The organism is Rhodococcus sp. 06-156-4 (assembly GCF_002259345.1).
In the GTDB taxonomy this organism is placed as follows: Bacteria; Actinomycetota; Actinomycetes; order Mycobacteriales; family Mycobacteriaceae; genus Rhodococcoides; species Rhodococcoides fascians_E.
The window spans coordinates 1-13438 of sequence record NZ_NPGB01000028.1 but is presented as its reverse complement, the minus strand read 5'-3'; the positions used below and the strand labels follow the sequence as shown (position 1 = coordinate 13438).

Annotated in this window: 11 protein-coding genes; 7 read left to right on the top strand and 4 right to left on the bottom strand. The window is 64.8% G+C overall.

What is annotated here, in order from left to right; genetic code table 11:
• The first annotated feature begins 66 nt into the window (after positions 1–66).
• The gene (locus tag CH290_RS19920) at positions 67–2421 is read left to right on the top strand and encodes a thiamine pyrophosphate-binding protein (RefSeq protein ID WP_033190022.1); all 2355 of its coding nucleotides are present in this window, start codon (positions 67–69) and stop codon (positions 2419–2421) included.
• A 156-nt stretch (positions 2422–2577) separates the two neighbouring features.
• Here the strand turns inward: CH290_RS19920 and CH290_RS19915 are convergent, their stop codons facing one another.
• The 4 genes from CH290_RS19915 to CH290_RS19900 all read right to left on the bottom strand — a co-directional run bounded on the left by CH290_RS19915 (position 2578) and on the right by CH290_RS19900 (position 6209).
• Positions 2578–3375, bottom strand: a complete 798-nt coding sequence (locus CH290_RS19915; RefSeq protein WP_019667572.1) for an amino acid ABC transporter ATP-binding protein — start codon at positions 3373–3375, stop codon at positions 2578–2580.
• Entirely contained in the window at positions 3372–4112 is a 741-nt protein-coding gene (locus CH290_RS19910) for an amino acid ABC transporter permease (RefSeq protein ID WP_019667571.1), read from the bottom strand. Before CH290_RS19910 ends, CH290_RS19915 begins: the two co-directional genes overlap by 4 nt.
• A gap of 5 nt (positions 4113–4117) precedes the next feature.
• The gene (locus tag CH290_RS19905; RefSeq protein ID WP_019667570.1) at positions 4118–4996 is read right to left on the bottom strand and encodes an ABC transporter substrate-binding protein; all 879 of its coding nucleotides are present in this window, start codon (positions 4994–4996) and stop codon (positions 4118–4120) included.
• A 196-nt stretch (positions 4997–5192) separates the two neighbouring features.
• On the bottom strand, positions 5193–6209 hold the full coding sequence (locus CH290_RS19900) for a LacI family DNA-binding transcriptional regulator (RefSeq protein ID WP_019667569.1): 1017 nt from the start codon (positions 6207–6209) through the stop codon (positions 5193–5195).
• Positions 6210–6403: 194 nt separating this feature from the next.
• Between CH290_RS19900 and CH290_RS19895 the strand changes: the two genes are divergently transcribed.
• The 6 genes from CH290_RS19895 to CH290_RS19865 all read left to right on the top strand — a co-directional run.
• The gene (locus tag CH290_RS19895; RefSeq protein ID WP_037107872.1) at positions 6404–7369 is read left to right on the top strand and encodes a dihydrodipicolinate synthase family protein; all 966 of its coding nucleotides are present in this window, start codon (positions 6404–6406) and stop codon (positions 7367–7369) included.
• Complete coding sequence (locus tag CH290_RS19890) at positions 7359–8507, top strand: NAD(P)/FAD-dependent oxidoreductase (RefSeq protein WP_230594286.1); 1149 nt, start codon at positions 7359–7361, stop codon at positions 8505–8507. Before CH290_RS19895 ends, CH290_RS19890 begins: the two co-directional genes overlap by 11 nt.
• Before the next feature lie 27 nt (positions 8508–8534).
• Positions 8535–8921 carry an allophanate hydrolase-related protein gene (locus tag CH290_RS19885; protein ID WP_019667566.1) on the top strand — a complete coding sequence of 129 codons (387 nt, stop codon included), beginning with the start codon at positions 8535–8537 and terminating at the stop codon, positions 8919–8921.
• Positions 8918–10306, top strand: a complete 1389-nt coding sequence (gene hydA, locus CH290_RS19880) for a dihydropyrimidinase (protein WP_033190020.1) — start codon at positions 8918–8920, stop codon at positions 10304–10306. Before CH290_RS19885 ends, hydA begins: the two co-directional genes overlap by 4 nt.
• An 88-nt stretch (positions 10307–10394) precedes the next feature.
• Positions 10395–11276, top strand: coding sequence for an alpha/beta fold hydrolase (locus CH290_RS19875; protein WP_033190019.1), 882 nt, complete (start codon positions 10395–10397; stop codon positions 11274–11276).
• Positions 11277–11860: 584 nt separating this feature from the next.
• On the top strand, positions 11861–13438 hold a 1578-nt coding region (locus CH290_RS19865; RefSeq protein WP_249277816.1), incomplete at its 3' end, for an HNH endonuclease signature motif containing protein.

The window sequence follows — 13438 nt, the reverse complement described above, 5'->3', positions numbered from 1 at the left end:
TGCATCGTGCTCAGTCTCCCGTTCGTGCATTGTGCAGTACATCGATGTCTGATCGACTGAGCAGTCATGACCAGCATCACTCCCGCCGAACATCATTCGCCCCGGGGCGCTCGTGACGATCTGCACGAGATCGCCGAGAGGGTGCTGTGGCTGTCGACGTCGATCATCCATCACGCCAATCGAGTTCGGCCCAACCCGTCGGGACTCAAAGTGGGTGGTCACCAGGCCTCGTGCGCATCGATGGTCTCGATCATGACCTCGCTGTGGTTCGAACAGCTGGAAGCCGGGGATCGCGTGTCGGTCAAGCCGCACGCTTCTCCGGTTCTCCATGCGATCAACTATCTGCTGGGTGAGCTCGACGCGAAGTACCTCACCACTCTGCGCTCGTTCGGCGGATTGCAGTCCTATCCGTCGCGTGCCAAGGATCCCGACCCCGTCGACTACTCCACGGGCTCGGTGGGAATCGGTGCCACCGCACCCATCTGGGGTGCGATGTCGCGCCGATACGTCGAAACCAGCTTCGGCGATCCCGACGAGACATCACGACCGTCGGGGTTTTCCGGACGCCAGTACTCACTGGTCGGAGACGCCGAACTCGACGAGGGAGCCGTGTGGGAGGCGATCATCGATCCCGGTATCGCCGAGCTCGGCGAGATCGTGTGGATCGTCGACCTGAACCGTCAATCGCTCGATCGGGTGGTCCCCAACATCGCTGCACGGCGCCTCGAGAAGATGTTCGACGCCGCCGGCTGGCAAGTGATCACCGTCAAGTTCGGCCGCCTCCTCGAGGATCTCTTCGCCCGTCCAGACGGGGAAGCACTGCGCAGCCGAATTCTCGATATGCCCAACCCCGAGTACCAGCGGCTCCTCCGCTGCACCGCGGACGAACTCCGATCCCGGCTTCCCGGGACAGGCCAGGACGCGTCGGCGATCGCGGACCTGATCTCCGATCTCGACGACGCACTGCTCACCGAGTCCATCCGCAATCTCGGCGGCCACGACATGGCGGCGTTGCGCGACGCGTACTCCCGCATCGACGACACCAGGCCGACCGTCGTCATCGCCTACACCGTCAAGGGATTCGGCCTGCCGACCCAGGGTCACCCGCAGAATCATTCGTCGCTTCTGACCGTCGACGAGTACGAGGCTCTGGGTAGATCCCTCGGCGTCGATCCGGCCGATCCGTGGGCGACGTTCGCCCCGGGCAGCCCGTCGGACCTGGTGTGCGACGCGGCAGCTGCTCGCCTTCGTCGCGATCCCGTCCCTGTATCCGAGCCTCCCGCCGTGCCGGTCGACATCGGCCGGACACCGAAGGGCACAGCCACCACTCAGGCTGCACTGGGGCGCGTGCTCATCGATCTGACGCGGGATGCCCCGGACGCCGCGAGCAGGGTCGTCACCGTCAGCCCCGATGTCAGTTCCACCACCAACCTCGGTGGCTGGGTGAACAAGGTCGGGGTCTGGTCCTCGGCCGAGCGTCGCGACTGGTTCGAGGACGACGCCGAAACGATCATGCATTGGCGGGAAAAGCCCACCGGCCAGCACATGGAACTGGGCATTGCCGAGACCAACCTCGTCGGACTCATGGGCGAACTCGGCGCCACGTGGAGTCGGTGGGGACAGCCCTTGTTCCCGATCGGGGTCATGTACGACCCGTTCGTCGAACGCGCGCTCGAACCCTGGTCCTACGGCATCTACGCAGGTGGCCAGTCGATTCTCGTCGGCACTCCGTCCGGTGTCACTCTCGCTGCGGAGGGCGGCGCGCACCAGTCGATCAAGACTCCGTCGATCGGCCTGGAACAACCGGGGTGCATCACGTACGAGCCTGCGTTCGCCATCGATGTCGAGTGGACGCTGCTCGCCAGCATCGGCCGCCTCGGCAGGCCTGACGGCAGCTCCGCGTACCTGCGGTTGTCCACCCGTCCCGTCGATCAGACACTGGCCGACGTGCCCGCCGACCCCGCTGCCCGGGAACGGCGCCGACGCCAGGTCGTCGCCGGCGGATACCCCCTCGTCAGGCGCGACGGAGCCACGGTCACGATCGCCGCGATGGGGGCGCTGATGACCGAGGCACTCCAGGCTGCCGAACGACTCGACGGCATCGGCGTCGTCGCCGACGTCCTGTGCGTCACCAGCCCCGGCGAGCTCTACCGCGCAATCCAGGCACGCCAGGGGCACAGAGCAGGTAACTCCTGGATTCTGGATCAGCTACTGCCCGCGGATCGGGCAACGCCCCTGGTGACCGTGCTCGACGGCCACCCACACACCCTGGCGTTTCTGGCCACCGTCAACAAAGTCGCGTCGACGTCGTTGGGCGTCAGTGATTTCGGTCAGGTGGGCTCACTGGACGAGGTGTACAGATACCACCACATCGACACGGACTCCATCATCGGAGCAGCCCTGGACGTCATCGGTCGCTGATTCGTCGGGGGGATTCGATACCCGCAGCGGCGGGCCCGGAGGCACGAGTGTTTGAACCTCCGGGCCCTGGCTCGACCGCGGTGCCCGGGCGATCACGTCCGAACTCGGTCTTGTCTTCCACGTACCGGGGCCTTCGAAACATCGGCTCCTCAGCGGTCAGAGAATCCGGCTGAGAAATTGTTGGGTACGAGCGTTCTTCGGGTTGTCGAAGAACTCGTTCGGGGGCGCCTCCTCGACGATCTTGCCGTCGCTCATGAAGACCACACGATCCGCTGCGGCTTTGGCGAAACCCATCTCGTGGCTGACGACGACCATCGTCATGCCTTCGTCGCGCAGGCGAAGCATCACGTCGAGCACCTCGTTGACCATCTCCGGGTCCAGAGCCGAGGTCGGTTCGTCGAACAGCATCACTTCGGGTTTCATAGCAAGTGCTCGGGCGATGGCGACGCGCTGCTGTTGCCCACCGGAGAGCTGCGAGGGGTAGTTCTCGCCCTTGTCCGCCAAGCCCACCAGATCGAGCAGTTCTCGGGCTTGGCGACGTGCACGGTCCTTCTGTGTGCCGAGCACGTGCCGAGGGCCGGACGCCACGTTGTCCAGTGCCGTCATCATCGGAAACAGGTTGAAGCTTTGGAACACCATGCCCGTGTGGTGACGTTGCTTCGCAATCTGTGCTTCGGACAACGGAGTTCGATTCGCATTGTCGGAGAAGCCCATCATCTCCCCACAGACACGCACCGTGCCGGACTGGATGGTCTCGAGGCAGTTCAACGTCCGCAACAACGTGCTCTTGCCACTGCCCGACGGGCCGAGAAGCAGCACTACTTCGCCCTTGTCGACGGTGAAGTCGATGTCGTCGAGGACGACCAGATCGTTGTAGGCCTTGGTCATGTTGCGCACCTCGACCATCGTCGTGGTGACTTTCCTGGCGTCGATCACTTTCGCTGCGTCGATCATCGGTTCACGGCCTCGGCTTCCATCACACTGTCGTCCAACTTGTCGGTCTTCGTGCCACCTTTGCGTCGGTAGTCACGGTCGTAGCCCCGACCCACACGGACCTCGATCATGCGCTGAATCAAGCCCCACAGCGTCGTGAGGACGAGGAAGTACAGCGCGGCGGCACACAGTCCTTCCAACACCCGGAAATTGATCTGCACCAGGAACTGGGTGCGGCGGAGCAACTCTTGCACCGAGATGACCGACACGAGCGTCGTGGTCTTGAGCAGACCGTTGAAACTGTTGCCGAGCGGCGGAATCATCACCCGCAGAGCCTGAGGCAGAACCACGACGCGGAAGACCTTTGTCGGAGACATTCCCAGCGCACGCGCTGCTTCGGTCTGACCGGTCGGAACCGAGAGCAAACCGGACCGAACGATTTCCGACAGGTACGCGGCCTCGTTGAGCACCAAGCCGAGCAACGCCGCTTCGATGACACCGAGTTTGATTCCGACCTGAGGTAGGCCGGTGTAGATGATCACCAGCTGCACCAGCAGCGGTGTTCCGCGCATGAGCCAGACGTAGAACCCGGCGATCGCGCGCAGCGGCATCAGCTTCGACGACCTCGCCGCGGCGACGACGACCGCGAGAATCAAACCGAGGATCATGCTGACGACGGTGAGCCAGATCGTGACCCACGCACCCTCGAGGAGTTGCGTGCTGGTGAGAATGGAAAAGAAGGCGTCCCAGGACCACATGTGGATCAGCTGTCCAGCGGCCCGGTACTGACGGCGATGTCGCCCTCGTACCCGGTGACGTCGTATTGCTCGAACAACTCGGGGAGGTAGCCGTCTTCACGCATCTCCGTCAGCACACGTGCGACCTCGGCGGACGACGCGCTGCCCTTGGCGAATCCCATTGCGAGAGGGGCCTCGTTGATTCCACCGACGGCCGTCTCGAAGCGTCCGTCCTCCTGGTAGAAGGACGTGACCGATTCCACGATGGAGGTTCCGTCGAGCTGTCCAGCCGAAAGAGCCTGGTAAGCATCGGCATTGGTCTTGAAGGTCTGGACCGTCAGCGGCGGCTTGCCTTCGGACGCGAACTGCTCGGACAACGCAGTGAGCGTGTCGAACTCGTAACCCGGCGCCTCGACGCCGATGGTCTTGCCGGCCAGATCGTCGACGCTGGAAATCGACTCGGGATTACCCGACGGCACCGAAATCGACACCGCCTGAACCTCGTACGGCACCAGGTCGATCGTCTCCGCACGCGCCGGGGTGTAGAACATGCCTGTGTCGATCATGTCCCAGCGTCCGCTCTGCACTCCGGGGATCTGCGCCTCGAACTCGATGTTGACGAACTTCGGCGTCAGGCACAGACGCTTGGCGATTTCCTTGCCCAGTTCGACCCGCATTCCGACGACGTCGCCATTGGCGTCGACGTACTGCATGGGAGGCAACGTGGCGTTCGTTGCCATCGTCAACGCACCCTCCTCGGCCAGATCGGAGGCCCCGAGCGTCGGCGTACAGTCCGTCGGCGCTGCCTGCTCGTCCGCAGCGGAGCTGCAGCCGGTGAGCCCTGCTGCCACGACGGCCGCGGCGGCGATTCCGAGGAGCGGAGTCCGCGTGATGATCCTGCGCATGGGTGTGCCTTTCGTTCGTCAACTGCACTGCAGCAGTGACCATTCGAATGTTCGCGAGGTGCGAGCCGATCCCGATGGGATCGATTGCATAAAGCGTCTCAGAGCATTTCGTCAGCGTCAACGTGGTTAACACGGATGACACGCGATACATGAAGTTTTAACCATTCGAGGGTGGCGGCCCCACGTACCGCGCCGCTCATGTTGTGCCCGTCACCGCGCCACACGAGGCACGCTCGACCAGCTGGGCCCCGACTCGGTAGGTCCGCCTGTCCGGCACCGCGGCCCCGTTGATCTGCTGAAACAGCAGATCCATCGCCACATTCGCCAGTTGAGCCGCACCGTTGTCGACCACGGTGATCGCCGGCTGCCACAACGCCAACCAGGGCATGTCCTCGTGGCAGATGAGGGACAAGTCGTCGGGCACGGAAACCCCTCGCGACGCCAGGGTCGGCAGAATCCCGAACACCGCCTCATGGTTGGCCGCGTAGAGCGCGGTCATGGGCTCGGGCCCGTCCAACAGCGAGTTCACGGCCTCGGCGCCGAACTCGGTCGTGAACGGCCCTTTCCTCACGATGGCCTGGTCGACGTCGATGCCCGCGTCGAACAACGCAGACCGATATCCCTCGTAGCGCTCCCGGCCCGATGTCGCGTCCTCGGTGCCGCCGATGTAACCGATCCGGCGATGTCCCAACGACACGAGGTGAGCGATGGCATCACGGGCACCGTCGAGATCGTCGGCGAGGACCGTCGACGCCTTGCTGCCCTGCACGGACCTGATGAGGTTGACCACGGCTCGGCCCTCGGCGAGCAGCGCGTTCGACGCCGCAGCGCTTCGGCCACTGCCGATGACGATGGTGCCGTCGACTCCGTGGTCGCCGAGCATCGCGAGCACGTCGTTCTCCCGAGCCGGATCAGCGTCGGTGATGCACAGCAGAACCTGGAAGCCGCTCGCCGACGCACGCTTCTGCACCACTTCGGCAACAGTGTGGAACGAGGCGTTGATCAGGTTGTTCATGACCAGGCCGATCAGATGCGAACGATTGGACCGGAGGGCACTAGCGGCACGATTCGGTCGATATCCCAGCGAGCGCGCCGCCTCCTGCACTGCAGCGCGAGTCTCGGCCGAGATCAACGACGATCCGCTCAGCGCGCGGGACGCCGTACTCCGTGACACTCCGGCGGCGTCGGCCACGTCGATCAAGGTGACCGCCATCGGTCGCCTCACCTTCCTCTCGCTGTTCACTCGGACATTCTCGGTGGCCGGTAGGGATATTGGACAGTGCGCTCGTTACAAGTACGTTTCCGGCTTGACGATCGCGGCCACCCGACGGCAGTCTATGCAATCGATCCCAAAACTTCTCCGAGACGGTCGCTCGTCCGACCGATCTCGTTCGAAAGGTCTCCATCATGAATCGCGATGATGTCGCGTGGTCCGGCTACTGGCCCGCATCCCCCACCCCGTTCACCGAGTCCGGCGCCGTCGACGCCGACGGTCTCCGCGACCTGATGAACCTCTACGCCGATGTCGCTGTGGACGGAGTCCTCGTCAACGGAAGCACCGGTGAATGGTTCAGCCAGACCGACGACGAACGCCGACAGGTCGCCGAGATCGCGATCGACGCCGTCGCCGGACGCTTTCCCGTGGTCATCGGCGTCAGCGCCTACACCGCACGCGAGTCGAGTGAACTCGCGGCGCATGCCGCATCGGCAGGCGCCGACGGTGTGCTGTCCACTCCCCCGCCGTACGTGCACACCTCCGGCGAGGAGACCTTCCGGTTCTACGAAAAAGTCTCCACAGCAACCGAACTACCGTTCATGGCGTACAACTGGCCACGCGGTGTGGCCGTCGACATGGCTGCGGTACCAGGCTTGTTCTCACGCCTTGCCGACTTGGACAACGTCGTGGCGATCAAGGACAGCACCGGCGACTGGCTGAGGATGCTCGACACCGTCGAAGCAGTATCCGATCGAGTGCGCGTGTTCGGGAGCTTCCTGCACCGCCGAGGATTGGCCACGCTGCTCGAGCTCGGTGGCGACGGCAACATCGACGGCGGTGGCGTCGGCGCCCCGTTCGCCGTTCCCTTCTATCGAGCGGTCGCGGAACGTGACGCCGACTCCGCACGCGGCTGGGTGGACAAGTACCGCGCGTTCTCCGGAAGCCTGATCAACGGCGACTACAGCGGAATTCACGCATCTCCGATTCCTCAGCTGAAGGCCGTGATGAATCTGCTCGGACAACCCGGCGGATACGTTCGCGACCCACTGTTGCCGGTCACCGATCCCGAGACCCTCGACGTGCTGCAGAACATCGTCGTGCAGTCCGGCATTCAAGATGCGTACGCGCGGCCGGTAGGGGCAAGTCATGCACTCTGAGGTCGACGTGGTCGTCATCGGTGCCGGAATCGTCGGCGCCGCGACAGCCCTTGCACTCACGCGGGCCGGCTCCCGCGTCGCCGTGCTGGATCGAACGCTGCCCAACACCGCTGGATCCGGTACGACCGCCGGCAATCTGCACATTCAGACCATTCACACCCGACGCCCCGGTCAGGGAACGGCCGTCGACGTCGAACAGCTGCTGCCACTGCAGAAGTCGACCAGCGCACTGTGGGATGTTCTCGACGAGAGTGTTCCTGGCCTCGGCTTGAACCGCTGCGGCGGTTTCATGGTCGCGGAGACCGACGAACAGGCCCTCACGCTGCAGACGAAGCACACCTGGGAAGACGCAGCAGGGATCCCGACCGAGGTGCTGACCGGCGACGAAGCACGCCGCGCCCTCCCGTTGCTCGGGCCGAGCGTCACGGCAGCCACCTGGTGCGCGTGGGACGGGTTCGCCGAACCGGACCTCGCCGGACCGGCATTGCTGCGCCAAGCAGTCGCCGAAGGCGCAGTCCTGCACCCCGAGACCCCGGTCACCGGACTCGACCGCGTCGACGGTGTGTGGCACGTCGCCAGCCCGGCAGGCACGTGGACCGCGCCCGTCGTCGTCGATGTGGCCGGACCGTGGATGGCTCGGATCGCCGCCATGGCCGGGGTCTCGCTCGATCTGGTTCCGACATCCCTTCAGATGCACTCCCTGGACGCCGCGCCCGGCGCACTCGAGGTGCTGGTTCAGCATGTGGGAGAGGGAATGTCGATCAAGCAGGACCGACGTGGTCGTCTCGTCCTCGGAGGCGGTTGGCCGGCGGGGCCGTTCCACGACCATGATGCAGCGCCGACGCTGGCCGAGAGCACCGTCGGCAACCTCGCACAGGTCGCGCGGCTGCTGCCGTCCCTGCATCGCGACACGCCCACGGACACCTGGACCGGACCTGTCGTCACCACTCCTGACGAGATGCCCGTCATCGGCGAACTCGACGGTGCACCCGGACTGTTCGTGGCAGGCGGGACGTATTCGTTCACGTTCGCGCCACTGTGGGCGGAGGTCTTGACCGCTCTGGTGCACGGATCGACCCCGCAGCTGGACGTCTCCACCTTCTCGCCCGCACGACTCACCCAACTCACCGCTCACTGAACGCTCCACCCCGAAAGAAGGAAGACGATGGCTCTGGTCACCATGTTCGTCAACGGGCAGGCAATGTCCGGTGGCACGCTCAACGACGCCTTGAATCGCGCGAAGTTTCTCGGCGCGGTCGACACCGCACCGAAGTATCGCTTCTACTCTGTGCGCGACGAGTTTCCTGGACTCCATCCGGTGACGACCGCGGGCTTCGTCGTCCCAGGCGAACTGTACGAGGTCGAGTACGACGTACTCCGCGAGGAACTGTTGCCGCGTGAGCCCGCCGAACTGGAACTCGGTGTCATCGAATTGGCCGACGGCACGGGATCGTTGTCGATGCGGATGCGCGAGAACTCCCTCACGGCAGCGGGAGTCGTCGACATCAGCGACCGCGGAGGCTGGTTGGCATACCTGGAGGCACAGCGATGAAGGTCGTCCGCGGCGGAACTCTCGTCGAGCCCCATTGGGCGGGCCCGGCGGACCTACTCATCGACGACGGCAAGATCGTCGCCGTACTCAGCCCCGGCAGCGAGGTCGACGAAGCAGCCGAAACGATCGATGCGACCGGAAAACTCGTCATGCCGGGCGGTGTCGATCCGCACTGCCACGTCGGTTTCACCTCCGGTGAGTTCACCTCCCTCGATTCCTATCTCGAATGCACGACAGCTGCGGTGTTCGGTGGAACGACGACGATCGTCGACTTCGCCATTCCCCGTCCCGGCCAGGAACCGCTGGATGCAGCGGAGAAGCAACGCGCCAAAGCCGAGGAAGGTGTGTGCGATTCCGCGCTGCACGCATGCGTCGTGGACTGGAACGACACGACGGCCGATCAGCTCGCGACCATGGCCGACGCCGGCATCCGCACGGTGAAGATGTTCACCACCTACGCCGGTGAGACGATGGCGAACGAACACACCATCCTCAACACGATGCAGACCACACGCGACCTCGGCGGAATGGTGATCATCCACTGCGAATCCGACGCGATCGTCACCGACGCCCAGAACTTTGCCGCGGCATCCGACGGTGTGGACGCGGCCCACATGTCGCAGACACGACCCGAACTGGCGGAAACCGCGTCGGTTGCCGCCGTTCTCGCGATTGCAGAGTCACAGCAGGCACCCGTCTACTTCGTCCACCAATCCACTTCGGCAGCTGTGGAACTCGTCGCCGACGCCCGCAAGCGTGGGCTCGTCGCCTTCACCGAAGCCGTCGCACACCACCTGATCCTCGACGACTCCGCGTACGAGGGCGAGCACCCGGAACGTTTCGTGTGCTGCCCTCCGTTGCGCGCAGCCGATGTCGTCGAGGAATTGGGACAGCACCTGTTCACCGGCCACATCACCACCATCGGATCCGACCACTGCTGCTACGACACCGCCCAGAAGCAGGTGCACAGCCACGACGTCAGGCATATGCCGAACGGGCTACCCGGCGTCGAAACGAGATTGCCGGTGATCTTCTCGACGTTCGTGAACGGCCGTGGACTCACCCCGAGCCGATTCGTGGAGCTCACCTCCACCAATCCCGCCCGCACCAACGGCCTGTATCCCCGCAAAGGATCGTTGATGCCGGGGGCCGACGCAGACATCGCCATCTGGGACCCGGACCTCGAATGGACCGCCGGGACGGACACCCTGCACATGGCAACCGACTACACACCCTACGAAGGGACACCGCTGCGAGGGAAGCCCGTCACGGTCCTCGTCCGCGGTGACATCGTCGTCGACGGCGGTGTACTGGTCGACGCAACGCCCCGCGGACGGCACGTCGAAGCCGCGCCCCTCGACTTCAGCGGCGCGTTCAGTATGTAGAGCCCTGTTCTCACACGATTCGGGCGAAGCGAGGAGGTCAGCAGGCGAGCAGAATCGATCCTCAGTCGCCGAGCGCTGATGAGGAGCCATGGAACAACTGGTCGATGTGAAGGTGATCTCCACTGCGCGTGGGCCCATCGAGTACGCAGTCAGAGGCTCCGGAAAACCGGTGTTGGTGCTGCACGGTTCGCCGGGCGGGATCGACGCGGCCGACGCGATGGCGGGCTTCCTCCCCGTCGACGAGTTCCAGGCGATCTTGGTGTCGAGGCCCGGCTACCTCGGAACCGAACTGGGCGATCGCGCGACGCCGCGAGAGCAGGCTGATCTGTACGCCGCGCTGCTCGACGAGTTGGGGATCGCCAAGGTGGGCGTGCTGGCATGGTCGGGAGGCGGGCCGTCGGCCTACCAGTTCGCGGCCACACACCCGGACCGAACCGGTGCGCTCGTGGCCATTGCGTGCCTGAGCGAACACTGGGTCAACCCGACTCCGGACATCGCGTCGCGCATCTTTCAGACCACCAGGATCGGTGATTGGTTGATGCGCACACTCGTTGCGCATCAACCGCTTCAGGTGATCCAGGGCGCCGTGTCGGACGAAAGCTCCCTCAGTGGTGACGAATTCGACGAACACGTGAAATACATCGACTCCGATCCGGTGAAGAAGCAGTTCGTCCTCGACATGGCCCTCACCGCCTCACAGGTGGGCAGGCGCAAAGCGGGCTGGGACAACGATCTGGTGCAATTCGCCAAATCCGCCGACCCGGGATGGGGAGCGATCGAAGCGCCAACCTTGCTGGTGCAGGGCAGCGCGGATTCGGACGTACTGCCGGAGAACAGCGAGCACGCACACGTGGGTATCGCCGAGTCCGAATTGCTGACCCTCGACCGCGGCACCCACTTCGCGTTCTACACCCACCCCGAATCCGACGCCGCCCAAGCACGCGCACTCGAGTACCTACGGAACTGGTGACGCTCGGTCAGGCTCGAACCGGATCATGGCTGTCGGTGAAGGCCCGATGTGTCGACGAGCCCGGGCCGCAGAAGGTTCGGATCGGCGACGACCGTCCCCGCACCGAAGAGCACAAGGCTCGGTGCAGTGATCGCGCCGACCTCCGCGTCCGTGAAACTTCACCGCGGCCAGCGCAAGAGCGTATTCCTCGTCGCGGAGCACGGTACGAGGTTAAGGCCATTCGACGAGCTTCCGCATCCGCTTCTCCGTCGGCGCAATTCCGGCCGAGAGAAACTTCAGCAGCAGACCGATCCGCGGTCTGGCGAAGACTGGAGCGTCAGAGGACACCTTCGCCGCACCGCGAGCACTCGCGACTCTCGTCACCGACCAGCTCGCAGGTGCGCGCGGTGACGCCGAATCTCGTTCAGTCGCCGCCGAACTCGTACTCATGGCCGTCGGCGGACTCGCACAAGGCATGCTGCAGGGTTACAGCACAAGGCATTCCGCTGAGCAACTCATCGAACACCTCCTCGACCGGGTGCTTCAGTGATGCCTGACCAGCTAATTGAGCGAACCTGTCGGACCCTCTCGGTATATTCGAAAGTATGTTCGATACGGGGGTTTCGGCGGGATCGAGTACGGCATGCGTGGCCGGGTTGGCAGGCTACGCCGCGGTGTGTCGGGTACGGGAGAACATAGCCCGCGCCAGAACGGTGGAAGCGGTGTGCGAAATCGCCGACATCCGCCTCACCGACGCCGACAACACCACCGACGACAACGCCGGTGGTGATCCGTTGACCGTTCTGGCGCAGGTGGTCACCGAGGTGGCGGTGACGCTGGGTCTGTCGCAGAGCGCCACGAGACCGTTGCTGACCGTCGGGCAGGAGCTGTCGCGGATGCCGCTCACGGCGCTGCGGTTCGTCTTCGGCGGAATCGACTGGCCGCGGATCCAGGTGTTGACCGCCGTGTTGGGCAAAGCATCCGATGCCACCATCGCAGCCCTCGAACACGAGGCTGTCGCTGCGGCGGAACGGTTGACGCCGCGATCACTGCGACTGTGGCTGTGGCGACTGTGGCTCACCCACGACCGAGACGAAGCCGCAGCCGCGCAAGAGCGCACGGTGCGCGGTAGCCGGGGGATGCGGGTGCGCCGCGACTCCGGCGGGGCATCGATACTCGAAGCGATCGTCACCGACCTCGAAGGCGCCGAAGTCGACGCAGTGGTGACCGAGATCGCCGCAACGGTCTGCCGAGAGGACCCGCGGTCGAGCACGGCGCTACGGGTCGATGGGTTGATGGCGTTGATCCACGGCGAACACGCCCTCGAATGCCACTGCGGGCGCGGTGAGCATTGCCCGCTGGACGGTGCCGCGGACCGGCCCGATCCTCGGCGGGGTCCGCTGGTGCAGATCCTCCTCGACGCCGAAACACTGCTCGGATTACGCCAGAACCCCGCCGTACTGGCCGACGGAACCCCACTCGACCCGGAACTGGCCCGCCTCATCGCCACCGACGCCCACTGGCAAGGCCTGCTCACCGAACTCCACGACGTCCTCACCGCCCGAACACCACACACCCAGACACAAGGTGAACCGGACAAGGCCGACCCTCCCGGTGGCACAGCATCTCCCGACGACACAGTGACTCCCGATGACACAGTGACTCCCGATGACACGGGCCTGGGTGACACCGATACCGCCGACGACGACGAGCCAGCCGATCGGCGACAAAAACAGAAGACAGTGCTCTCCTCCCTACGGATTCGGGTACCACGCCTGATCCACCGCGGCCGGATCCGCCGAGCAGGAACCGTACCCACACCCACCAGCACAGCCACCAGCGGCAGAGGTCTGCCCAGCGCCACCGGTCTGCCCAATAACACTGGTCTACTCAGTGACACCCTTCGCGCGCAGATCACCGCGACGCTCTTAGCAGCGATCACCGCCGACCCCACGCTCGCTGCAGGACCCCACCCCGACGGCCACGGAGGCGACACCGAACCACCACCCGGCGCCCTGACCTACCGACCCACCACCGACCTCGCCGCCCGCGTACGCATGACCTACCGCACCTGCACCCACCCCGGATGCGACGTCCCCTCCACCGACTGCGAACTCGACCACATCGTCCCCTACGACCACCACACCCCCCACCGCGGCGGATGGACCATCGAGACCAACCTC

Coding starts and splice junctions, on each gene's coding strand:
- CH290_RS19890 (WP_230594286.1), top strand. CDS start 7,359: ATGCACTCTGAGGTCGACGTGGTCGTCATCGGTGCCGGAATCGTCGGC.
- CH290_RS19895 (WP_037107872.1), top strand. CDS start 6,404: ATGAATCGCGATGATGTCGCGTGGTCCGGCTACTGGCCCGCATCCCCC.
- CH290_RS19910 (WP_019667571.1), bottom strand. CDS start 4,112: ATGTGGTCCTGGGACGCCTTCTTTTCCATTCTCACCAGCACGCAACTC.
- CH290_RS19905 (WP_019667570.1), bottom strand. CDS start 4,996: ATGCGCAGGATCATCACGCGGACTCCGCTCCTCGGAATCGCCGCCGCG.
- CH290_RS19875 (WP_033190019.1), top strand. CDS start 10,395: ATGGAACAACTGGTCGATGTGAAGGTGATCTCCACTGCGCGTGGGCCC.
- CH290_RS19920 (WP_033190022.1), top strand. CDS start 67: ATGACCAGCATCACTCCCGCCGAACATCATTCGCCCCGGGGCGCTCGT.
- hydA (WP_033190020.1), top strand. CDS start 8,918: ATGAAGGTCGTCCGCGGCGGAACTCTCGTCGAGCCCCATTGGGCGGGC.
- CH290_RS19885 (WP_019667566.1), top strand. CDS start 8,535: ATGGCTCTGGTCACCATGTTCGTCAACGGGCAGGCAATGTCCGGTGGC.
- CH290_RS19900 (WP_019667569.1), bottom strand. CDS start 6,209: ATGGCGGTCACCTTGATCGACGTGGCCGACGCCGCCGGAGTGTCACGG.
- CH290_RS19915 (WP_019667572.1), bottom strand. CDS start 3,375: ATGATCGACGCAGCGAAAGTGATCGACGCCAGGAAAGTCACCACGACG.